At 41.7% G+C, this 21,038-nt stretch carries 23 protein-coding genes, 1 pseudogene and 2 riboswitches; of the genes and pseudogenes, 16 read left to right on the forward strand and 8 right to left on the reverse strand.

The genetic code is table 11. The features are described 5' to 3' along the window. Nucleotides 1-158 precede the first annotated feature (158 nt). A riboswitch (PreQ1 riboswitch) is annotated at nt 159-201 on the forward strand. A gap of 50 nt (nt 202-251) precedes the next feature. Both ACWF5P_RS01940 and ACWF5P_RS01945 read left to right on the forward strand, forming a co-directional pair. Further along, entirely contained in the window at nt 252-794 is a 543-nt protein-coding gene (locus tag ACWF5P_RS01940) for a VUT family protein (RefSeq protein ID WP_434167600.1), read from the forward strand. Nucleotides 795-815: 21 nt separating this feature from the next. Continuing rightward, complete coding sequence (locus ACWF5P_RS01945) at nt 816-965, forward strand: hypothetical protein (RefSeq protein ID WP_157831025.1); 150 nt, start codon at nt 816-818, stop codon at nt 963-965. A 303-nt stretch (nt 966-1,268) separates the two neighbouring features. Here ACWF5P_RS01945 and ACWF5P_RS01950 read toward each other — a convergent pair whose 3' ends face one another. Next, a complete protein-coding gene (locus ACWF5P_RS01950; protein ID WP_101223047.1) occupies nt 1,269-1,589 on the reverse strand; it encodes a PadR family transcriptional regulator in 321 nt (106 codons plus the stop codon). A gap of 310 nt (nt 1,590-1,899) precedes the next feature. Between ACWF5P_RS01950 and ACWF5P_RS01955 the strand changes: the two genes are divergently transcribed. After that, the gene (locus ACWF5P_RS01955) at nt 1,900-2,646 is read left to right on the forward strand and encodes an alpha/beta hydrolase (protein WP_101223046.1); all 747 of its coding nucleotides are present in this window, start codon (nt 1,900-1,902) and stop codon (nt 2,644-2,646) included. 101 nt (nt 2,647-2,747) lie between these two features. Here the strand turns inward: ACWF5P_RS01955 and ACWF5P_RS01960 are convergent, their stop codons facing one another. Then, nucleotides 2,748-3,452 (reverse strand): YetF domain-containing protein, encoded by a 705-nt coding sequence (locus ACWF5P_RS01960; RefSeq protein WP_434167598.1) that lies wholly within the window; start codon nt 3,450-3,452, stop codon nt 2,748-2,750. 254 nt (nt 3,453-3,706) lie between these two features. After that, a riboswitch (purine riboswitch) is annotated at nt 3,707-3,807 on the forward strand. Between the two features lie 166 nt (nt 3,808-3,973). Here ACWF5P_RS01960 and ACWF5P_RS01965 point away from each other — a divergent pair. Then, the gene (locus ACWF5P_RS01965) at nt 3,974-5,167 is read left to right on the forward strand and encodes a nucleoside transporter C-terminal domain-containing protein (protein WP_101223498.1); all 1,194 of its coding nucleotides are present in this window, start codon (nt 3,974-3,976) and stop codon (nt 5,165-5,167) included. A gap of 89 nt (nt 5,168-5,256) precedes the next feature. Here ACWF5P_RS01965 and ACWF5P_RS01970 read toward each other — a convergent pair whose 3' ends face one another. The 3 genes from ACWF5P_RS01970 to ACWF5P_RS01980 form a co-directional block, all read right to left on the reverse strand. Then, complete coding sequence (locus ACWF5P_RS01970; protein ID WP_452444535.1) at nt 5,257-6,399, reverse strand: CAP domain-containing protein; 1,143 nt, start codon at nt 6,397-6,399, stop codon at nt 5,257-5,259. A gap of 38 nt (nt 6,400-6,437) precedes the next feature. Continuing rightward, nucleotides 6,438-6,743, reverse strand: coding sequence for a hypothetical protein (locus tag ACWF5P_RS01975; protein WP_101223496.1), 306 nt, complete (start codon nt 6,741-6,743; stop codon nt 6,438-6,440). A 229-nt stretch (nt 6,744-6,972) separates the two neighbouring features. Next, nucleotides 6,973-7,344, reverse strand: coding sequence for a winged helix-turn-helix transcriptional regulator (locus tag ACWF5P_RS01980; protein WP_063232600.1), 372 nt, complete (start codon nt 7,342-7,344; stop codon nt 6,973-6,975). 188 nt (nt 7,345-7,532) lie between these two features. Here ACWF5P_RS01980 and ACWF5P_RS01985 point away from each other — a divergent pair, with 188 nt between their 5' ends. From ACWF5P_RS01985 to ACWF5P_RS02010, 6 genes are all read left to right on the forward strand, one after another. Further along, nucleotides 7,533-8,738, forward strand: coding sequence for an MFS transporter (locus ACWF5P_RS01985; RefSeq protein WP_230176687.1), 1,206 nt, complete (start codon nt 7,533-7,535; stop codon nt 8,736-8,738). A 181-nt stretch (nt 8,739-8,919) separates the two neighbouring features. After that, nucleotides 8,920-9,762: an aldo/keto reductase gene (locus ACWF5P_RS01990; protein WP_427571662.1), complete on the forward strand. Its 843-nt coding sequence runs from the start codon at nt 8,920-8,922 to the stop codon at nt 9,760-9,762. Between the two features lie 165 nt (nt 9,763-9,927). Continuing rightward, nucleotides 9,928-10,956, forward strand: coding sequence for an NADH:flavin oxidoreductase/NADH oxidase (locus ACWF5P_RS01995; RefSeq protein WP_101223042.1), 1,029 nt, complete (start codon nt 9,928-9,930; stop codon nt 10,954-10,956). Nucleotides 10,957-11,117: 161 nt separating this feature from the next. After that, on the forward strand, nt 11,118-11,429 hold the full coding sequence (locus ACWF5P_RS02000; protein ID WP_034309364.1) for a rhodanese-like domain-containing protein: 312 nt from the start codon (nt 11,118-11,120) through the stop codon (nt 11,427-11,429). Nucleotides 11,430-11,695: 266 nt separating this feature from the next. Continuing rightward, nucleotides 11,696-12,778 (forward strand): tartrate dehydrogenase, encoded by a 1,083-nt coding sequence (locus tag ACWF5P_RS02005; RefSeq protein WP_101223041.1) that lies wholly within the window; start codon nt 11,696-11,698, stop codon nt 12,776-12,778. Nucleotides 12,779-12,842: 64 nt separating this feature from the next. Then, nucleotides 12,843-13,028 (forward strand): sporulation protein Cse60, encoded by a 186-nt coding sequence (locus ACWF5P_RS02010; protein WP_048682016.1) that lies wholly within the window; start codon nt 12,843-12,845, stop codon nt 13,026-13,028. A 122-nt stretch (nt 13,029-13,150) separates the two neighbouring features. On the opposite strand, the pseudogene ACWF5P_RS02015 reads toward ACWF5P_RS02010, so the two are convergent. Further along, a pseudogene (locus ACWF5P_RS02015) lies at nt 13,151-14,080 on the reverse strand (SDR family oxidoreductase). A gap of 148 nt (nt 14,081-14,228) precedes the next feature. On the opposite strand from ACWF5P_RS02015, the gene ACWF5P_RS02020 reads away from it, so the two are divergent. The 3 genes from ACWF5P_RS02020 (at nt 14,229) to ACWF5P_RS02030 (ending at nt 15,532) form a co-directional block, all read left to right on the forward strand. Then, complete coding sequence (locus ACWF5P_RS02020) at nt 14,229-14,399, forward strand: hypothetical protein (RefSeq protein ID WP_402939091.1); 171 nt, start codon at nt 14,229-14,231, stop codon at nt 14,397-14,399. Between the two features lie 238 nt (nt 14,400-14,637). Further along, nucleotides 14,638-15,198, forward strand: a complete 561-nt coding sequence (locus ACWF5P_RS02025) for an MEDS domain-containing protein (protein WP_434167596.1) — start codon at nt 14,638-14,640, stop codon at nt 15,196-15,198. Nucleotide 15,199: 1 nt separating this feature from the next. Further along, nucleotides 15,200-15,532 (forward strand): MGMT family protein, encoded by a 333-nt coding sequence (locus tag ACWF5P_RS02030; RefSeq protein WP_101223038.1) that lies wholly within the window; start codon nt 15,200-15,202, stop codon nt 15,530-15,532. A 172-nt stretch (nt 15,533-15,704) separates the two neighbouring features. Here ACWF5P_RS02030 and ACWF5P_RS02035 read toward each other — a convergent pair whose 3' ends face one another. After that, on the reverse strand, nt 15,705-16,970 hold the full coding sequence (locus ACWF5P_RS02035) for a BaiN/RdsA family NAD(P)/FAD-dependent oxidoreductase (RefSeq protein ID WP_260358629.1): 1,266 nt from the start codon (nt 16,968-16,970) through the stop codon (nt 15,705-15,707). Between the two features lie 205 nt (nt 16,971-17,175). On the opposite strand from ACWF5P_RS02035, the gene ACWF5P_RS02040 reads away from it, so the two are divergent. Continuing rightward, nucleotides 17,176-18,777: an oligosaccharide flippase family protein gene (locus ACWF5P_RS02040; protein WP_434167595.1), complete on the forward strand. Its 1,602-nt coding sequence runs from the start codon at nt 17,176-17,178 to the stop codon at nt 18,775-18,777. Nucleotides 18,778-18,901: 124 nt separating this feature from the next. Then, nucleotides 18,902-19,624 carry a pseudouridine synthase gene (locus ACWF5P_RS02045; RefSeq protein WP_434167594.1) on the forward strand — a complete coding sequence of 241 codons (723 nt, stop codon included), beginning with the start codon at nt 18,902-18,904 and terminating at the stop codon, nt 19,622-19,624. Nucleotides 19,625-19,708: 84 nt separating this feature from the next. Here ACWF5P_RS02045 and ACWF5P_RS02050 read toward each other — a convergent pair whose 3' ends face one another. Further along, entirely contained in the window at nt 19,709-19,930 is a 222-nt protein-coding gene (locus ACWF5P_RS02050; protein WP_034309346.1) for a DeoR family transcriptional regulator, read from the reverse strand. A 539-nt stretch (nt 19,931-20,469) separates the two neighbouring features. Here ACWF5P_RS02050 and ACWF5P_RS02055 point away from each other — a divergent pair. Continuing rightward, nucleotides 20,470-20,820 (forward strand): hypothetical protein, encoded by a 351-nt coding sequence (locus ACWF5P_RS02055; protein ID WP_434167593.1) that lies wholly within the window; start codon nt 20,470-20,472, stop codon nt 20,818-20,820. Nucleotides 20,821-21,038: the final 218 nt, after the last annotated feature.

Genomic DNA, 21,038 nt, shown 5'->3' on the forward strand with positions numbered 1-21,038 from the left:
TTTTTGCGACAGAAATCGGCAAAGTCATTGCATTGAAGAAGATTTGAAGTGAATTGCTAATATCGGATTCTCCGTGACATAAAAGGGCCATATGGAAACTTCTTGATTTCCAATCGTTTTCAAGCTACGATAAATGAGGAAAATGATAATCCGCCCGGGCGGAAGAGGTTCTAGCTACCCTCTCAAAAAAACTAAGGAGAACAGTGCTCTTTCTTAGGGTGCTGTTTTTTCTGTATAAGGAGAATTAAGAAATGTTAAGAATTTTATTGTATTTAGTATCCATAATCACGGCGAATGTGGTTACAGCAGCTTTTGCGCCATTACATTTTGGCATGTTCATCATCCCGATGGGGACATTGCTCATCGGGGGAACCTTCATCTTCCGAGATCTGGTCCAGAATAAATTCGGCCGCGAGAAGACCTATATATGTATCGTCACTGCACTTATTCTATCTGCATGTGTATCATTTTTATTAGGGGATACGTTACTGATTGTATTTGCTTCCGCATTATCGTTTGTGGTCGCAGAAACAGCGGACACGGAAATTTATACCCGTTTAAAGCTTCCGATGAGTTGGAGGGTGTTTTACAGCGGGATCGTTGGAGGATTTTTCGATTCGGTGATATTTGTCGTGATTGGCCTAAGTCCACTGGGTGCCAATATATTGCCATGGGAAGCAGTACCCGCTGCGGTCATCGGGCAAATCATCGTTAAAACCATCATACAGTCAATTGGTGCCGTACTGTTGGGACGAATCAACGTAGAACTGGAGAAACGTGTAGTCTCCAGTTAAATGCCAGGAGGGGTGCACTCGATGGAAGGAACCAAAAAGGAAGAAGATAAATGCTATTGCCTCGAGGCCTTTCGTGAAAAATATGGCCCCCATGTTCAAGGGGAATGCATGAAGCTCTCCTGCGCCAATTATCGCAAGCATAAAGGAATTGACAAAAAAGGACCAAAATAGGTCCTTTTTTTGCGCGTTAACGGAGTAACTCGCGAGTAAACGTGAAAAACTCACGATTAAATAGTGCGAAACTAAGTGTGCAGTACGAATTCACGAGTAAAAGTGCAAAATTCACGAGTAAACAGTCCAAACTCACGAGTAAACAGCGCAAATTCACGAGTAAACAGTGCGAACACAAGAGTGCCGTATGAATTCACGAATAAACAGTGCGAAATTATGAGTGCAGGACGAATTCACGAGTAAACATCAAAAAAAGCTTCCTGAACCGTTCCATTAATGGGGCTAGGAAGCTTTGTATTTTGTTTAGAATTGCTCAGTGGTTTTCCGAACTAATTTTTCGAGGAAGAAAAAGCATTCTCGCTTCCGTTCAAGTTCTGTTTGTCCATTTTCGGTGACATGATAATATTTCCTGCGGCCTGACTCGGACTCTTTCCAATGGCCTTTTATGAATTCTTTTTTTTCTAACCGTTTCAGGGCGGAGTAGAGGGTGCCTTCACTTATTTGATATTTGCCCATGCTCATTTCCTTCAAGATCTTCGTGATTTCATAGCCGTATAGCTTTTTTTGTGAAAGAAGTGAAAGCAAAAGGAGGTCAATGCTTCCCTTCATTAATTCTTTATCCAAATAAATTCTCCTCCTTTTCATTTCTAAAGTGTAATACGTTGTACATCGTATCACAAGGTGCATTTTACTTTTCTAAAAAAAAATGGTTAAATGACGATTGCTAAATAAATTTAATCATAGTAAAATGTGCTTCGGAACGGATGAGTTGTGAAGAGTGTGGTAAGGATACTATATACATGATTTAATTGTTTTAATGAAAATACGGAATAGGATAGAAGAATCACTACTCAAGGGGTATTAATTGATTTTTTTTCAAAAATCATTTAGATTCTATTTATCAACAAGAGCAAAGAAAGAAGGTCCTAGATAGATGAAAGTGAAAGCACCAGAGCCATTCACATATATTGGTGGAAAGAGAGCTGTTCTTTTACTTCACGGGTTTACCGGAAGTACAGGAGATATGAAGAAATTAGGGAAATACTTGAATGATCTTGACTATACTTGCCACGGACCTCTTTATAGAGGGCATGGAGTGTCTGGTGAGGAACTCGTTAAGACTGGTCCAAAGGAATGGTGGGAAGATGTAGTTAATGGCTATAAATTCCTTAAAGAAGAAGGCTATGAAGAAATTGCTGTTGTAGGAATTTCCTTAGGAGGAGTTTTCTCATTAAAAGTGGGAATTGAATTGCCTGTAAAAGGCGTAGTTTCAATGTGCGCTCCGACGCAAGGGAAAAGTATCGATCGACAAAAGAACCGCTTGCTCAATTATGCACAGGCTTATAAGAAGTTTGAGGGTAAAAATGCAGACCAAATTGCTGCAGAAGTGAAGCTGCTGGAAGAAGAGCCTATGCCTCAACTTAAAGATGTGCTGAATATTATAAATGAGACAGGTGAAAATTTAGATTTAATCACATCACCAACGCTTGTTTTACAAGGGCGCTTGGATGATCCTGACTATACGGAGAGTGCTACAGCGATTTTCAATGAAGTGGATACGCAGCATAAACACTTGATATGGTATGAAAATTCAGGTCATATTATCACATTGGGCAAGGAACGTGAACAGGTGTATGAAGATGTGTATAAGTTCTTAAATACACTGAACTGGTCGGAGTAATAAGCGAGTTGATAAATCCCCTTTAAGTTAAACTGTGTAAAGCCTGCATTCATAAGTAGGCTTTACACTATACTTGAGGGGATTTTACTTTGGCTGAAGATTTATTTGTAGAAAAAGACATTTAAGGTGTCGTTATTGTCAATAGTTGCCAATAAAATATCATTCACGTCGGCATTATATGTTATTTTGATTCTGTTTTTCAGCCATGCTTCGTCCTTGCCGCCCCGATTTAATTCTTTAGCATCAATCTTTCCCTCTTTAATAATCGTTTTAGGAAATGTGAAGGCATTTGTTGCTAGGTGCATATCTGCTGGGGTTACCGCTTCATATTGAGGATATAAGAACAATGAAATGGTACCACCTGGTTCCCATAGTGCGAGTGATACTTTTTGAATATCTTTGACTTTTTCTTTTCTTAATTCCGATAATAAAACATCGATCGAGATTCGGGCCCTTGCCAAGCTTTTGTATATGATTTGTCCATTTTCGATAAGGGGAAAGGGATCAGAGTCAAAAAACCTTCGGAGTTTACCCCACTTAAGGCTTGTAAACACACTAATTATATATAAAATGACCAATACACCTGTTGTTATCATTGAGCCCTCCAAACCTAACTGTTCATCAGATAAAGGGTGAGCAAGAATGTTTCCAATAATTAATGCCATTATGAAATCAAGTAACCGTAACTGCGAAATGGACCGTTGTCCCATCAATTTAACCGAAAAAAGTAAGAAGATGAAGGATATAATGGCTCTTAAAGTCCACTGGATTGCAGTAAGAGTTTCCTGGCTATTAAAAAATTCCACAAAAAATTCACGTCCTTATTTCCTTTAAAGGAGATGTAATGGTCAGTAGGATGAATTGAAACAACTGGGAGCGTATTTAAGACATCTTTAGATGGGGCCGTTTATAGTTTAAGCCACCTCCTTCTTAAGTATTACCCAACCTCGGTCCTTCTGAGACTTTCTTAAATGTTTTCAAAAAATTTATATTAATATAACAACTTTAAAACGTATTGTAATTAAAAATAAACTGATTTAAAATGATATCTTTCCTAAGAAATTTATTTAAAAAATATCCTTGTATAATATCAGTGACGATGGTCTGATAGTTTCTACCTGGCAGCCGTAATGCCGGACTACAAGGAAGTATGAATATAGAAGAGATGGACAAGTTCATGTTGGTTCGCTTGTGATCCATATAACATGTTTGAATGGATGCTCTTACTTTTTCACACTTTCTTCCAGCGGCTGAAGGTGTAAAAAGGTGAGGGCTTTTTATATAAAAAAAACGAATGGGAAATGATATAGCCAAAGGGGATGAAAGCATGTATTTCTTATTGAATATATTAGGTGTTTTAGTTGTAATGGGCATCGTTTACCTTTGTTCACCTAATAAAAGGAACGTTAAGTGGAAAGCCATTCTTACCTTGCTGGTTCTAGAATTGCTTATCACATGGTTCATGTTATCGACAAAAATTGGGGCGTGGGTCATTAATCTGATCGCTTCATTCTTCACCTGGTTGATTGAATGTGCGAATGAAGGGATTTCTTTTGTCTTTCCTTCACTTATGGCAAATGAACAAGTGGATTTCTTTTTCAGCGCATTGATGCCAATTATCTTCATTATCACGTTTTTTGATGTTTTATCGTATTTCGGTATACTTACCTGGATCATTGATAAAGTGGGATGGCTCATCTCAAAAGTATCCGGATTGCCAAAACTTGAGAGTTTCTTTTCGATTCAGATGATGTTCCTAGGAAATACTGAGGCACTTGCCGTACTCCGCCTTCAGCTCAGTGCGATTAAGGATCAGCGTCTTTTGACATTTGGAATCATGAGCATGAGCAGCATCAGCGGTTCAATCATTGGAGCCTACCTGTCCATGGTACCGGCAACCTATGTTTTTGTAGCGATACCTTTGAATTGCTTAAATGCCCTGCTGATAGCTAACATGCTGAATCCTGTCGATGTCAGTAAAGAAGAAGACGTCGTTTATGTACCTTCCAAGGAGGAACGTAAAGATTTCTTTTCCACCATTTCCAACAGTATGCTGGTTGGGGCCAAAATGGTCTTCGTTATCATGGCAATGGTTATCGGCTATGTGGCGTTAACGGCCAGCGTAAACGGCATTTTCGGTTTCTTCGTGGATGGATTGACCATTCAAAAGATTTTCTCTGTCATTTTTAGTCCATTTGCATTCTTGCTTGGATTATCTGGACATGATGCCATGTATGTTGCTCAATTGATGGGAATCAAGCTTGCCACAAATGAGTTCGTTGCCTTGCTCGATTTAAAAGATAAAGTCAGTACACTGCCTCCGCATACAGTTGCTGTGGCTGTCACTTATCTGACGTCATTTGCCAACTTCAGTACAGTGGGCATGATTTATGGAACATTCAATTCCATTCTCAATGATGAGAAATCGAACATTATCGGAAGGAATGTTTGGAAGCTGCTGGTTAGCGGGATGGCTGTTTCCTTGCTAAGTGCCATGGTCGTTGGATTATTCGTTTGGTGATTTAACACATTGGCATCCATTTTTATGAATGGGTGCCCTCTTTTATATGAAAAAAGCTGTGCAGGTTTTCCCTTGCACAGCTTTTTCGTTTATTTCGTCAAATAGTTTTCCGTATAATATGGTTTATCTTCCTCATCGAAGGCAACTCCGACACCGAGCGATTCAAAATCCTTCTGTAATTTGTTTTCCCTGTGTCCAATGGAATTCATTAGGCCTTCATGGGCAAAGATACTGCTATTCTGACCGGCAGCCAGGTTTTCCCCAGCCATTCGAAAATTGATTTTGTCATCTTCCATCCGGTCAAAAGGGGATTCTCCTTCAAGGTTTGTATGGTTGAAGTATTGATTCACGGCCATATCTGAACTATGATCCTGTGCTGTGACCTTCACTTGTTTATCCCATGAAAGCACTGAGAGCTCATGATTGACCCGTGAGGCATTGGTCAAATCGAATAATTGATATTCAAAGCCCTTCTTTAATCCGGGACCGGCTTCTGCAAAATAGCCGCTCTTTTGCTTTTCGAGTTTTGCGTCGATGATTTGGATTGCCGTGACTGTATTTTTCTCATGTTTGTCATAAAAAATGGTCACATAGCTATTATCCATTTCAAACATATCGTATTCGCCGCTGTCACTTCGAATTTGGTAATAGACGTTTCCTTTAAGCAGTTTTGTTACAGGCTCCCCCATTTTCCCAGTCACGGTTTCTTTGGGGGTGCCGCGTTTAATGCCCTCCTTTGAGGCAATCAAATCTTGGTTCGTATATAAACCAACAACTTTATTGGTGTTATCATAGGCAACCATGAAGAAATTTTGATAATTTTCGTGATAGGCGAACCAGTCCACGCCATATTCATTTCGGGTATTCCGTTTTGCTTTACCAGCCAATTTTTCTACATCATCCTTCGTATCGCCAATTTCGATATTACGGACTGAGAAGGATGCATCGGCAGGTGCTTCCAGTGCTGGTTTTTTCACTTTTTCCGTTTCCTGCAATTCTTTTTCAGAAGCGGTATCCAATGTTTCCGACAGCGAGCCAATCAGGCTGCTGACTCCAGTACTCAGTTTTTCCAAAGCGGTTGAAACCTCGGGCCCGTTTATAATGGAACGAACATCTGAAGCAAAGGCACTAACCCCTGCTTTGAATCCAGACTCCTGAATATCTTTACCATATCCATACCATAATCCAGAGAGTAGGAGTATGAGGACCACAATATTAAACAATTTCCGCAAATCGATCACTCCTGCTCTATCCAGGATTTAAATCCCGTTTAATGAAAGATCATCGGCACAAAACTTAAGACAGGTGGGGCACATAACAAAAATAGTGAACACAGAATGAGTATTTGTGAGGCTGTTTTTGGAAGCTTTTCCTTCCCTTTTCCCGAGTACCAGCCACTGAACTGAAGTTTATTTCTATACCAGACGAATAATAAAATCAGTATCGCAATCGATCCTAGCCAGCCATACTGATTCACTCCTATGTTTATATATATGCCGTTTACAATGCTCGAAATGATTGTGCCGGCTATCCCGAATATTAATATGATGCGTATCAATTCTAATAAGACCCTCATATGTCACTCCTTGGTTTCACCATTATACTTCTTCGATTAAAAAATAAAAACTTTAAATGATGTGATATTACATATTATACCAAAAATAAGGAGGGGAATAAAACAGGTGCCTCTTACGATGGGGAATTTATGGGAATATGGGGCTAGCTTTAATTATTGGTTAAACCAGGAGAATTCTTTATAAACAAAAAAGGATTAGCCACTTCAAGCTAATCCTTTTTGTTTAAGATTACTTTAATTGATCATTCAATACACTTTCCTCTAGAACGGAAAACTTATCACCATACACCCTGGTTATGTGGTTTTCCCCCCAGGTACATAGTGCGGAAAGAATACTTTCCAGGCTTTGTCCATACTCACTTAATTCATATTCCACTTTTGGGGGGACCTGGTTATAAACGATCCGATTGATGACACCGTCCTGTTCCAACTCCCGCAATTGTTGAGTCAGCATTTTTTGGGTGATGTTTGGCATTAGGCGCTTCAATTCACTAGTCCGCTTTTTTCCGTGAGTCAGATGGCAGAGGATTACGCATTTCCACTTCCCGCCCAGTACTTCCAGTGTTGCTTCAACGGATATATTGTACTTCTTTTTTTGCATGATTTGTATACTCTCCTTATTTTATAGGAACTTTAAGGTACCTATATTACTTTAAAGTACGTACTGTTTTTTATTTGTATTATATCTCATAATAACATTTGCACACCGAATTCCACTGTACCATTTATAAAAAAAGTTGCTTAGGCAATTTCAATGATAGTACAAAACAATAAGAAGGAGAAGAGGATATGATTTCAAATAAAAATAGAAGTACATGGGCATTGCTCGCTTTAGCGATCAGCGCCTTTGCAATTGGAACAACCGAGTTCATCAGCGTGGGATTATTACCGCTCATTTCTAAAGATTTACACATTACAGTCACGACGGCGGGGTTGACGGTATCTCTATACGCCTTGGGGGTCATGTTCGGGGCACCTATCCTTACATCCCTTACATCGAATATGTCGAGAAAGACCTTATTGCTTTGGATCATGGTCGTGTTCATTGCCGGAAATGCATTGGCGGCTTCTGCGACCACGATCAGTGTGTTATTGATCGCACGTGTCATTTCAGCGCTTGCACATGGTATTTTCATGTCGATCGGCGCTACGATTGCGGCTGATTTGGTCCCTGAAAACCGCAGGGCGAGTGCCATCGCCATCATGTTCACAGGTCTAACGGTGGCAACGGTGACCGGAGTTCCGTTTGGAACGTTCATCGGGCAGCAATTCGGCTGGAGATTCGCTTTCATCATCATTGTGGCAATCGGCCTGATAGCTTTCATCGGAAATGGCATCCTTGTCCCATCCGATTTAAGAAAAGCTGCACGGACGACGTTCCGTGACCAAATCAAATTGGTGACGAATGGACGTTTGCTGTTAGTATTCATCATTACAGCGTTAGGATACGGAGGTACATTCGTTGTCTTCACGTACCTGTCGCCATTACTTCAGGAAGTAACAGGGTTTAAAGAAGGAACTGTGGCCTTGATTTTGCTAGTATATGGAGTAGCCATAGCGATAGGGAATACTCTCGGCGGGAAATTGGCCAATCGCAATCCTATTAATGCCCTATTCTATATGTTTCTTATACAAGCCATTGTACTGGTGGTCTTGACCTTCACGGCACCGTTTAAGATAGCTGGTTTAATTACGATCATTTTAATGGGATTGTTTGCATTCATGAATGTTCCAGGGCTTCAAGTCTATGTCGTCATGTTAGCGGAGCGTTTCGTGCCGAGTGCAGTGGACGTGGCTTCAGCCATCAATATTGCCGCCTTCAATGCGGGAATCGCCATTGGTGCCTACTTAGGAGGGGTGATTACCGATTCGATCGGACTGATCCATACAGCATGGATAGGTGGAGTCATGGTGTTTGCAGCAGTGATTTTAACAGGCTTGAGTCGGGCCTTGGAAAGTAAAGACCGTACCAAGGGAACGGACAAAATAGCATAGGAATGAAAAAGTGATGCATGTTAGAAAAAGCATGCTATGCGTTTAGAGTATCAATAACCAAGTATCATTGCATCCCTTCAGCGAATGATGGAAGGTTCCTTGAAGGGATGTAATGATACTGATACTTAAACGCATTACAATCTTAAAAAACAATGAAGAGAAAATTTGGAGGTAGAGTATAATGGTGAAAAATTTACAAGATACAACTACGTTGCATAATGGAGTTAAAATGCCTTGGTTCGGATTGGGCGTATTTAAGGTGGAAGAAGGACCGGAGCTGGTAAATGCAGTTAAAGTGGCCATTAAACATGGTTATCGCAGCATCGATACGGCTGCCATTTATGAAAATGAAGAAGGGGTTGGACAAGGGATTCGTGAGGGATTGAAAGAAGCTGGAATCTCAAGGGAAGAATTATTCGTAACATCAAAAGTCTGGAATGCTGATTTGGGATATGAATCAACAATCGCGGCTTACGAAAAAAGCTTAAAGAAACTTGGCTTGGAGTACTTGGATTTATATCTTATCCATTGGCCAGTGGAAGGGAAATATAAAGAAGCTTGGAGAGCGTTAGAAACTTTATATAAAGAAGGAAAAGTAAAGGCGATCGGTGTGAGCAATTTCCAAATTCACCATCTAAAAGATTTGATGGAAGATGCAGAAGTGAAGCCGATGGTCAATCAAGTGGAATGCCATCCGCGTTTAACTCAAAAAGAAGTTCAGGCATTTTGTAAGGAACAAGGAATACAACTTGAAGCATGGTCTCCTTTGATGCAAGGTGAACTGCTGGATAATGAAGTATTACAAGCAATTGCGACCAACCATGGCAAGTCTGTTGCACAAGTCATTTTACGCTGGGATTTACAAAATGGGATTGTAACGATTCCAAAATCAACTAAAGAACATCGTATTGTCGAAAACTCAACTGTATTCGATTTCGAATTGACAGAAGAGGAAATGAACCAAATTGATGGATTGAATCAGAATCACCGTGTTGGTCCAGATCCTGATAATTTCGACTTTTAATTAAGTATGAAGGAGAGGGACGGGATATCCGTCTTTCTCTTTTTTTATGGATTTCTGCATCGGAATTTACAATGACAGCTTCGGGAATCTGATTAGTTGACACAGTATTACTGGGATGATATAAATGCATGTGCATGCATTATATAAAAAAGGAGATAAAAAATTATGAATGATTTATTTTCACCTTATCGCATAAAAGAACTTGAACTGAAAAATAGGATCGTCATGCCGCCGATGTGCCAATACTCCGTCGAAGCGGAAGATGGTATACCAACGAATTGGCACCATCAGCATTATGTAAGCAGGGCAGTTGGCGGTACGGGGTTAATTATAGTTGAAATGACCGATGTGGAGCCTGATGGGCGCATTTCGAATCGCGATCTTGGATTATGGTCCGACGATCAAATTGGGGCTTTCTCCAACATCGTTAAGGAAGTTCATCAATACGGTGCAAAAATCGGAATACAAATTGCCCATGCAGGCCGTAAAGCGGAGGATGCGGAAACGCCGGTGGCACCATCAGCCATTGCGTTTGATGAAACGTACAAAACACCAAGAGCTTTAGAAACGGAAGAAGTGAAGGAAATGGTCGATAAATTCCGGGCATCGGCCAGAAGGGCAGTTACAGCAGGATTTGACGTAATCGAATTACATGGTGCACACGGGTATTTAATCCACCAATTCACATCACCGCTTACGAATAAACGTGATGATGAATATGGAAGAGACCTGACAAAATTCGGAGTGGAAGTCATTAAAGCAGTGAAAAGCGAAATGCCTGCCGACATGCCTTTAATCATGCGCATTTCTGCAAAAGAATACGTTGAAGGCGGATATGGTATTGAAGAAAGCATTGCATTTTCACAAGTCTTTAAAGAAGCAGGCGTCGATATGTTCCATGTGAGCTCTGGAGGAGAAGGCCCGATTGGAGCAGACGGAAGGCCTGGTACCCATGCCAGCTATCAAACTCCGTTGGCCAGGGAAATCAAAAAAGCTTTGGATATTCCGGTGATTGCCGTAGGTAGATTAGATGATCCGATTCTTGCAAATTCAATCATAGGTAATGAAGAAGCGGATTTGGTTGCCGTCGGCAGAGGAATGCTGCGAAACCCTTATTGGGCATTGGAAGCATCTAAAGCTTTGAATAAAAAAACGGAGATCCCTGAACAATATCAACTGGGATTCAAGCATTAATACGAATTCATGCTTTAAAACGCCGGCGAATAATATATTCGCCGGCGTTTTTACAGTCAGGCTTGAGGGAATTTTCATCAGGAAATCGATTACGTGATGTTTAACTGGAAATTTTGCTATAATGAAAAAGATAAATCAAACGATAATTCGAGGTGCTAATTATGGAAGAAATCAAAATCATTACAACTGAAGAAGTGGAAGCTAAGCTTGAGGCAGGAGAAGCGATGGAACTTGTCGATGTTCGTGAAGACGAAGAAGTGCAAGAGGGAATGATCGAAGGCGCTAAACATATTCGCATGAATGATATCCCGGCAAACCTTGACTATTTTGATAAAGAAAAAGAATATATTTTTATCTGCCGTTCAGGACGCCGCAGTGAAAATGTATGCCATTATCTTCAGGAACAAGGATATAAAGTGGCAAACATGGTTGGCGGAATGCTTGAATGGGACGGCGAAGTCATCGTTAAGTGAGGTTCCTCAAAAAGACCTGTTACTTTTGTAAGCGTAAATCCAGGAATGTGACGGTTTATTTGAATGAAGAAAGAAAAAAGATCATGGTTTGTTCACAGTGCCGTGAATATGCAGAAAGACGCGCATATTTGAAGGCGTAAAAAAAGAGACCTTTCACCATGAAAGGTCTCTTTTTTCTGTATGGACCTCTTCTAACTGGAATGTATAAATTATATGTTAAAATTAGGGGTTAAAATCAGAAAATATAGAAAAAGGAGAGTTGAAGCATGAATGTTCATAAAATAGCGGTCATTGCGGGTGACGGGATAGGCCCTGAGGTGATTGATGAGGGTGTAAAGGTCCTTAAAGAAGTAGCTGCAATTGCCGGGGAGTTTTCTTTCCAGTTCACCTATTTTCCATGGGGCTGTGAATATTATCTTGAGCACGGTAAAATGCTTCCCGACGACGGACTTGAACAACTGATGAAGTTTGACGCTGTGTATCTTGGGGCGGTCGGTTATCCTGGTGTCCCGGACCATATTTCTTTACGTGAACTTCTGCTGAAAATCAGAAAGGGATTTGATCAATATGTGAATGTTCGACCCGTTAAATTGCTTCAAGGTGCACCCTGTCCATTAAAAGACGTGACTCGTGACCAAATCGATATGGTTGTCATCCGTGAAAACAGTGAAGGGGAATATTCCGGTGCCGGTGATTGGCTTTTTAAAGGCAAGCCGGAAGAAGTCGTCCTGCAGACGGGGGTCTTTTCAAGAAAAGGGACGGAGAGGATCATCCGTTATGCGTATGAACTTGCGCGTAAGACGGGCAGGACGCTAACGAGTATAAGCAAGGCGAACGCTTTGAATTATTCAATGGTTTTTTGGGATCAGGTTTTTGAAGAAATTGGACAGGAGTTTCCGGATGTAGAAACGAATTCCTATTTGGTGGATGCTGCAAGCATGTATTTTGTCAAGCAGCCCGAACGGTTTCAAATCGTTGTCACCTCCAATTTGTTTGGTGACATCATCACGGATTTAGGTGCTGCCATTGCAGGCGGGATGGGACTGGCGGCCGGTGCCAATTTAAACCCGGAACGGATTTATCCTTCGATGTTCGAACCGATCCATGGTTCAGCCCCGGATATAGCACATCAAGGCATTGCCAATCCACTTGCGGCCATATGGTCCGCCAGTCAGATTCTCGATTTCTTTGGGCATGAGGTTTGGGGTGCTAAAGTGTTGGACGTGATTGAACAGGTGATGGTTGATAAAAAGGCGCTCACCCCTGATATGGGCGGGACAGCTTCTACAGGAGAAGTCGGGGATGAAGTGGTTGCATTAATATCCGCTTTACAAACAAATCAAGTATAATATTTTTGAAAAATGGGCATCCTGCACAATAACTATCATTATAGTAAAAGGGCGGGGAGAGCCGATGATACAAGTCAAATTATTTGATTATGAGCATGAAAAGGATCTTGAGGATGAAATGAACTTTTTCCTTGAAGACATTCGTGATAATCAAATAGTCGATATCAAATACAATGTCGCCACTACAGGTGAAGAGGAAGAGGAACAGATCTACTGTTTTAGTGCGATGATCATCTATAAAAAAAAATAAAGGCCGGCTGGCCTATATTCAACATTAGACTACCTATTGCTTGCTGGCAGGCAATAGGTAGTCTTTTTTTATGGAAATCAGAATTTTGACTTCCTCGGAAGGGAGCATATACGATGTGGAAATTAGGTCGATGTCGCTTCCCCGCCGTTGACATGAAGTGTTTGTCCTGTCACAAAACGGGAATCATCAGAAGCGAGATAGACAAAGGTGGGAGCCAGTTCAAATGGCTGGCCTTGACGCTCCATCGGGTTATCGACTTGTGTCACTTCGTCTGCCGAGAAACTTGCCGGGATGAGGGGTGTCCAAAACCTTCCGGGTGCAACGGCGTTCACCCGGATGCCTTAATCGACAAGACTGTTTGCCAAGGCACGGGTAAAGCCAATGTTGGCCCCTTTAGTCGCCGTGTAATCAATTAATTGCTTATTCCCATTAAACGTCACAACAGAAGATGTATTAATGATGGAGGACCCAGCTTTTAAATGGGGAAGGGCAGCACGGGTCGTGTAGAAGTGGGAATAGATATTCACCTTAAAGGTATCATCGAATTGCTCATCCGTAATATCAAGCAAGCTTAATTGTTGAAATTGAATACCCACGTGGTTACAAAGAATATTGAGCTTTCCAAATGTTTCGATGGTGTCTTCCACGATCTTGATGCATTGCTGTTTATCCCTTAAGTCACCAGGCAGAAGTAAGCAACGTTGTCCAAGCTCTTCAATTCTCGTTTTAGTCCGATTGGCATCCTCATGTTCATCCAGATAAGCGATGGAAACATCTGCGCCTTCTTTAGCAAAAGCGATGGCAGCCGCAGCGCCAATTCCACTGTCTCCGCCAGTTATCAATGCGACACTGCCTGTTAATTTTCCACTGCCCTTATAATTGGGATTTTCGATGATGGGCCGTGGCACCATTAATTTTTCTACACCAGGCTGGCGAAATTGGCGTTGCTCCGGAACCGTGATGGGGACGTCTTGATAACGAGTGATTTTTCCATAATTCGGATGCATGGGATAGCCTTCACATGATGATTTCTTTTTCTTATCTTCTGCCATGAGGAGTCCTCCTAAAAAAGAATTTAGTCGGATTACTCTATGACGATCAGGTATATGCCGTGCATGAAGAACATGTATGGGGACGGGCTCGTTGCCGTACAGCTCGAATATGCTGAAGTGTAGAAAAAAAGTTTTTGGAGGCCTCAATATGCCATATTATTATAGCGAAGAAGTGAAATTGTTATTGGTCGATCAATCTGATGAAAAAGTGGAGTTATTATATGATTCCAACCCAAATACCTTTGAATTGCCGCTGATAGGACCAAGACCGCCATATTATTATAACCCGCGCTATGTGCCGTTTTATCCCGTGATTTAAGGTCAACGTACTAGGGGGAATGCATGAAGAAAGGAGTTTGCTGAAATGGGCTGCCTTGGTCTTTCGATGAGTGGACTAAAAGCAGCCTCAATTCGATTCAACTAAGTTCCGGATCATAACAGATGTCATTAAGAAAAACTGATTATATTTATCTATGAATTTTACAAACACGGAGATAATAGGTAAAGTTATACATAATACATAGAGCGGACTGGTGTATTTAAAGGAGAGATCCATTTTGGATAACAATATGAAACAACTAATAGAAAATCTACAGCAATCGGATGGTGGACATATCTTATACTGTTTTAATGAATTGGAAGCCTACATTGAAAATGAGGCAACTTTCATCATTGCCGGTGTTCAACAGGGAGACCATATTCTGGTCGTCGAAAATGACCGTATCTTTCCTTTTGTGTACAAGAAATTGCAGCTTCATTTAAATGAGGAGCAATTGGAGCAAGTGCATCTTATGAACAATTTTGATTTTTATTGTTTTCATGGAAACTTCCAACCTTCGACGATGGTTAATTATTTCTTGGAAAATATCGTTACATATACTGAACGCAATCAGCACGTGCGGACTTGGGGCCATGTTGAATGGGGCCATGACGATCAAGCCACCTTAGCAATAGGAGAATATGAAAAAGGAATCGACAAATTGATCAAGGAACGAGGATTGATTTCTGTTTGTGCGTACGATGACTGCAGAGTGCCTGCCGAGCTTAAAATAAACTTGATCAAGCATCATGGGGTACTGATAACCGATGAAAAAATCACGATTTTAGCAAACGGATAGAATGGAAGGGGCGAGTTATTTGGAAAGTTTTACTGAACGGGTAATTAATATCATACAACAAATCCCATCCGGTAAAGTGATGACATATGGTCAAATTGGACAGCTCGCCGGAAGTCCGCGCGGTGCAAGGCAGGTCGTAAGGATCCTTCATTCAAGCAGCAAAAAGCATGACCTTCCTTGGCACCGGGTAATCAATGCCAAAGGAGAAATCGGCATAAAAGCGGAGGGAGCCGCAGAACACCAGAAGGCGATGCTCGAGAGTGAAGGCGTCACTTTCACGAAACGGAATACCATTGATCTTGAAGCCTTTCGCCATCATCCAGAAATATTTTAAACGAAAAGCCGGATAATAGAGGCGTCGCGGGTACGGCCCAAAAAAGTACGGTGAAGACCCAAATAACCGCATCTTCGCCTGAATCAAAGCCCAACAAACACCGAATGGATGTATAGGCTTACGAAATCGCAGTAAAAGAGGCTGATCCAAGCGGATCAGCCTCTTTTACGAATTATGAACGGGCATACATGGCAGCATTCATTCCGGCGAGTCTTCCGGTTACTAATGCCGATGTGATATTATAGCCGCCTGTGTATCCGTGTATATCCAGAATTTCACCGCAGAAATACAGTCCGTCCATTAGTTTGGATGCCATTTCCTTTGGATGTATTTCTTTGACGGATACGCCGCCGCCCGTGACGAAGGCTTTTTCCAGCGGCTGGGTGCCGTGCACTCCGAATTGGAAGTCCTTGCATAATTCTGCAAAGCGGCGGATTTTTTCATTTGATATCGTCGCTCCTTGTTCTTGAAGGTCGATGCCGCTTCGCTCAAGCAGGAAGTGAAGGTATCGTTCAGGAACTAAGCCTTTTAAGGTGTTTTTAATGGCTTTTTTCGGTTCGGCCTTGATTTCCTTCATGATATCTTGAAAAACCTCTTCCTTGTTTCGGTCCGGCAGGGCATCGAGTTTCATAGTCACTTCCGACAGGTTCCATTTTTTCATCGCTTTCACGACGAATTGGCTACATCTTAGAACAGCTGGACCGGAGACGCCAAAATGGGTGAAGAGCATATCCATTCGGTGTGTAATCAGGGCCTTGCCCTTTGGGTTAAGGACACTCAATGAAACATCGCGAAGTGCGAGACCTTGAAGTGTTCGATTTTTAATGAATGTTTCATTGCTAAGTACGGGAACTTCAGTTGGGAAAAGCTCGGTAATAGTATGTCCCGCCTTTTTAGCCCATGCGTAGCCGTCTCCCGTTGAACCGGTGTGGGGAACTGATTTTCCGCCGACTGCAATCACGACTGCATCCGTGTCAATGGTCTGGCCATCTTTTAACTGGACACCGCTGGTTTTTCCATGTTCATAGAGAACTTCCGCAACTGGGGAGTTCTTATAGATCGTTACTTTTAAATTCGACAGGCGCGTCAGAAGGGCATCCACGACACTTTGCGCTTTATCGTTGACAGGGAACATCCGGCCATGGTCCTCTTCTTTAAGAGCCACGCCCAATTTTTCAAAGAATTGAATAATGTCTTCATTATTGAACTCTGAGAATGCACTGTATAGAAATCGCCCGTTTCCAGGGATATGCTGAATGATTTCATCGATTGAGAGCCTGTTCGTCACGTTGCAGCGTCCGCCGCCCGAGATTGCAAGTTTCCTGCCAAGCTTCTCGCCTTTATCCACTAACAAGACATGGGCACCTTTTTCCCCGGCTGCAATTGCTGCCATCAATCCGGAAGGACCGCCGCCAATTACCACTACATCATATTTCAAATTGATCACCACTTTATCATTTTCAGTCCCTTCATTATATAGCAAGAGCCCGTCAGATTGCGAATGTAGAAGAAAAGGAATTATTTGTTTGTGTATTATCATGGAAAACGATAAACTTGAGTGTAGTTTTCTATAGAAAAAATTCTTTAATATGATAAGATAAAGAGCGTGTGAAACGTAACTGACAGAGGCAGGAAGGGATTAGATGTCATCTAAGTTTTTAAAAGGGGCTTTTATATTAACGCTGGGAGCGATCATTTCCAAGATACTTGGTTTATTTTACGTTATCCCATTTGAACATATGGTTGGGAATAAAGGGGCTACCCTCTATCAATATGGGTACGTTCCATATACCATTTTCATTAGTTTTGCAACGGCAGGCATGCCGCTTGCTGTTTCTAAATTCATTTCGAAGTATAATGCGCTTGAGGAATACGCAGTCGGTGAGAAGTTATTTAAATCGAGCCTGAAATTAATGGTTGTCACAGGTTTTCTCGCTTTTTTGATTCTCTATACGATGGCCCCGCTGTTTACTGGAGTCTTTGGGGTCAGGCAGGAAGATGTCAGTGATGTCACCGAGATCATACGGGCAGTCAGCTTCGCCTTGATTTTTGTACCGTTCATGAGCATCATCCGCGGCTTCTTTCAAGGTCATGAAGCGATGGAACCAACGGCCATCTCTCAGGTTATTGAACAAATTGTCCGCATCGTGTTCCTTTTGGCCGGTGTGTATGTTGTTTTGAATGTCCTGGATGGAGAGTTAGTGAGAGCCATCCAAGTAGCTACCTTCGCGGCAACGGTCGGGGCTGTCGGCGGTTTAGTGGTGTTATTTTGGTATTGGAAAAAACAAAAACCCCATTTGGACAGCTTGATGAACAAAGACCGGGGGACGATGGAAATTTCCCTGAAGGAGATTTATAAAGAAATATTTCTTTCGTCGATTCCTTTCATATTTGTCGGAATCGCGATGCCATTGTTTCAGTTTGCGGACTTGCTGTCTTTCAATAAGGCGATGTCATCAATCGGTTTGCAGCACGTCGCAGAAGATGCCCTTGGGGTGTTGAATGTATATGCCCAGAAGCTTGTCTTGATTCCGATGACACTTGCAACCGGATTTTCAATGGCGCTTCTTCCCTCGGTGACGAAGGCATATGTAAGCGAGGATTCGGAAGAGTTAAACCGCCAGCTGAACCAAGCCTTCCAAATTTTGTTGTTCATTACGATTCCAGCTGTCGTTGGCATGTCGGTGCTAGCCGATCCAATCTATAGTGCCTTTTACAGCCATGATCCACTTGGAATCAGTGTCCTGAAGGCATATGCGCCCGTTTCCATCTTATTTGCGCTTTTTTCCGTTTCGGCGGCCATTTTACAAGGCATCAATCAGCAAAAATATACAGTGCTCAGCCTGCTTGTGGGCTTTTTAATCAAATTGAGCTTGAATATCCCGTTGATCAAGCTGTTTGAAACGGAAGGATCCGTTTATGCTACGGCATTCGGCTACTTGGCTGCCGTGCTGCTGAATTTGTATGTCATTACCTACTTTACTGGATATCGTTACGGCCTTACCATCAGAAGATCTGTTTTGATCACAGTTTTTTCAATAATAATGGGACTGGCTGCATGGGGCATGAACAGTTTATTATCGCTTTGGCTTACAACGGAAGGGCGCTTCCAGGCGATTTTGATCGTGGCCGTTTGTGCAATTTTTGGAGCGCTCATTTATGCGGCGCTTTCCTTGAAAAGCAAACTTGCCCATCGTTTGTTCGGTACCCGGATCGATCGGTTAAAAGCTAAATTAGGATTATAAGCTGGAAGTTTGATGTGTAAAATAAAGGGTATTGAATGGTGAATCCCCAGATTAAAATATATTGGCCTTGCCTGACATTTAAGTGGGCAAGGCTTTTTACTGAAAAAGGCTTTAGGAGGAAACGATGAGAATAGATAAGATTTTATCCAATATAGGTTATGGCAGCAGGAAAGAAGTGAAAAAGCTCCTGAAATCCGGCGCCGTGAAGGTCAATGACAGGCTTCTTAAGGACCCGAAGGAACAAGTGGACCCTGAAACGGAAATAGTTACGGTTCATGGTGAACGGGTTGAATACAGGGAATTCATATATATAATGATGAATAAACCGCCAGGCGTATTGTCGGCAACGGAAGACAACTACCAAGAAACGGTCATCGACATCTTGGAGCCGGAGGATTCGGTATTCGAGCCATTTCCTGTAGGCCGTCTTGATAAGGACACAGAAGGTTTATTGCTAATAACGAATGATGGAAAGCTTGCCCACCAACTGCTTTCTCCAAAGAAACATGTCCCTAAAACATATTTTGCGGTCATTGATGGCGAAGTGACGGAACGGGATATCGAGGCATTCCGCAACGGCGTGACCTTGGATGATGGATACGAAACAAAACCAGGTGAATTGAACATTTTAAAATCAGGTCTGACATCGGATATCGAGCTAACGATCATGGAAGGAAAGTTCCATCAGGTGAAGCGGATGTTTGAGTCCGTTGGCAAACGTGTCGTCTACCTAAAGCGTCTTTCCATGGGGAGTTTACAGCTTGATGAGGAACTTGAGCTTGGTGAATACCGTGAGTTGACGGCGGAGGAGCTTGAACAGTTAAAGGCAGGCCAACCGACTGAATGATAGCTGGATACAAAAAATGAGGCGGACAATATTGTCTGCCTCAAAGTATTTTACATATCGATCTTGTTCGGGTGGTCGTTCTTTTTACGATGACATCTTCACCTTTTTACTTGTTGTCGTCCAAAGGCCACGGCTTGGGCTTTGAACAAGGTCATTGTATGCTAAGACATTTAAATCGCGCTGCACAGTTCGAGGAGTGATGCCAAATTCTTCTACAAGCTCTTGAGTAGAAACCGTACCGTTATTACTAATGAACATATAAACGGATTTAATACGGGTTAACATGCGATTTGTTGAAGGTTTCAAAAAATCACTCCTTATTCTTTTCATTGTTATTTTGAACAAATGAAAACAACCGATATGTCGGACAGCATTTCAGCTGTCACTATGTACTTGCTATACCCACCCTATAACTCCTCGGAAACATTTAGAAAAAATAAGATGTCATTAGCTTCATTCTACCCCTTTGCAAAAGCAAATTCTAGGAAAAGATACTAATTGACTAAATATTACATTTATTATATCAAATTTTAACAAAATTATTCTCTATACCTATAGAAAAATTAATAAAGAGCTGTTCCATTTGTTCATGATCATATTTTTCCAATACAGGATGCTTACTATGCATCCTGAGATGTCGCACAAATCGAACGTTGACTTTTAAGGCATATACATGTTATTTTACTTAAATGGATTATAAATCGTAACAATTACGTTTTGTGTATTGGTATAGGAATTGCTTGATGGCTTGCGGTTACGATGTCATAATGAGGTATCGGTCAGTATAGACTTTTCATACATATCTAAAAAGGATTTAAATATAAACCAATTCGAGGTAGAGCCATATGAACGAAAGATTAATGGAGTTTTTATTGCGCGACGAAGTAACCAGACTTTCTGGCGTCAAAAAACAAGTGTATGAATTCATCGTGAACGAAGAAGATTATCTTGCATCGAAGGCGGACACGGTCGATCAATTCATGAGATTGCTGGTAAAGCATTCTCCGCCAAGGCTCGCAGCCCGTCATTTCAACATGTCATATGGGGAAATCATTCGTTTCATGAATGAAATAGAAGATGAACTGAATGAGAGATTAGAGGAAAGATGCAAGAAAGTGAAGTGGATGGACTACACGGAAAAGGACCAGCAGGCATTTGAGGAATATCATAGGAAGTTATATCTTTTCGTAAATTAATAAATTGGATCATGAAAATGCCCTGGAATGAAAGGGCATTTCAGACTGTAGCCAAACTCGATGAAAATCGAATTTGTCTACAGTTTTTTTTGCTTGTACAAATTTAGACGTTGATTTCCACTTCAGGCACTCGCTTTCCGCGGGCGGTCCGGGAGCCTCCTCGGCGCACTTGCGCCTGTGGGGTCTCCCTTGGACTCGCTATTCCCGCAGGAGTCTCG

It is taken from the genome of Peribacillus sp. NPDC055009 (assembly GCF_053608705.1).

Excerpts from the sequence above, each read along its gene's own strand:
- ACWF5P_RS01955 (WP_101223046.1), top strand. The coding sequence starts at position 1,900 with ATGAAAGTGAAAGCACCAGAGCCATTCACATATATTGGTGGAAAGAGA.
- ACWF5P_RS01940 (WP_434167600.1), top strand. The coding sequence starts at position 252 with ATGTTAAGAATTTTATTGTATTTAGTATCCATAATCACGGCGAATGTG.
- ACWF5P_RS02045 (WP_434167594.1), top strand. The coding sequence starts at position 18,902 with ATGAGAATAGATAAGATTTTATCCAATATAGGTTATGGCAGCAGGAAA.
- ACWF5P_RS01975 (WP_101223496.1), bottom strand. The coding sequence starts at position 6,743 with ATGAGGGTCTTATTAGAATTGATACGCATCATATTAATATTCGGGATA.
- ACWF5P_RS01990 (WP_427571662.1), top strand. The coding sequence starts at position 8,920 with ATGGTGAAAAATTTACAAGATACAACTACGTTGCATAATGGAGTTAAA.
- ACWF5P_RS02040 (WP_434167595.1), top strand. The coding sequence starts at position 17,176 with ATGTCATCTAAGTTTTTAAAAGGGGCTTTTATATTAACGCTGGGAGCG.
- ACWF5P_RS01985 (WP_230176687.1), top strand. The coding sequence starts at position 7,533 with ATGATTTCAAATAAAAATAGAAGTACATGGGCATTGCTCGCTTTAGCG.
- ACWF5P_RS02020 (WP_402939091.1), top strand. The coding sequence starts at position 14,229 with ATGCCATATTATTATAGCGAAGAAGTGAAATTGTTATTGGTCGATCAA.
- ACWF5P_RS01965 (WP_101223498.1), top strand. The coding sequence starts at position 3,974 with ATGTATTTCTTATTGAATATATTAGGTGTTTTAGTTGTAATGGGCATC.
- ACWF5P_RS01980 (WP_063232600.1), bottom strand. The coding sequence starts at position 7,344 with ATGCAAAAAAAGAAGTACAATATATCCGTTGAAGCAACACTGGAAGTA.
- ACWF5P_RS02055 (WP_434167593.1), top strand. The coding sequence starts at position 20,470 with ATGAACGAAAGATTAATGGAGTTTTTATTGCGCGACGAAGTAACCAGA.
- ACWF5P_RS02005 (WP_101223041.1), top strand. The coding sequence starts at position 11,696 with ATGAATGTTCATAAAATAGCGGTCATTGCGGGTGACGGGATAGGCCCT.
- ACWF5P_RS02000 (WP_034309364.1), top strand. The coding sequence starts at position 11,118 with ATGGAAGAAATCAAAATCATTACAACTGAAGAAGTGGAAGCTAAGCTT.
- ACWF5P_RS01995 (WP_101223042.1), top strand. The coding sequence starts at position 9,928 with ATGAATGATTTATTTTCACCTTATCGCATAAAAGAACTTGAACTGAAA.
- ACWF5P_RS02010 (WP_048682016.1), top strand. The coding sequence starts at position 12,843 with ATGATACAAGTCAAATTATTTGATTATGAGCATGAAAAGGATCTTGAG.
- ACWF5P_RS01945 (WP_157831025.1), top strand. The coding sequence starts at position 816 with ATGGAAGGAACCAAAAAGGAAGAAGATAAATGCTATTGCCTCGAGGCC.
- ACWF5P_RS02030 (WP_101223038.1), top strand. The coding sequence starts at position 15,200 with ATGGAAGGGGCGAGTTATTTGGAAAGTTTTACTGAACGGGTAATTAAT.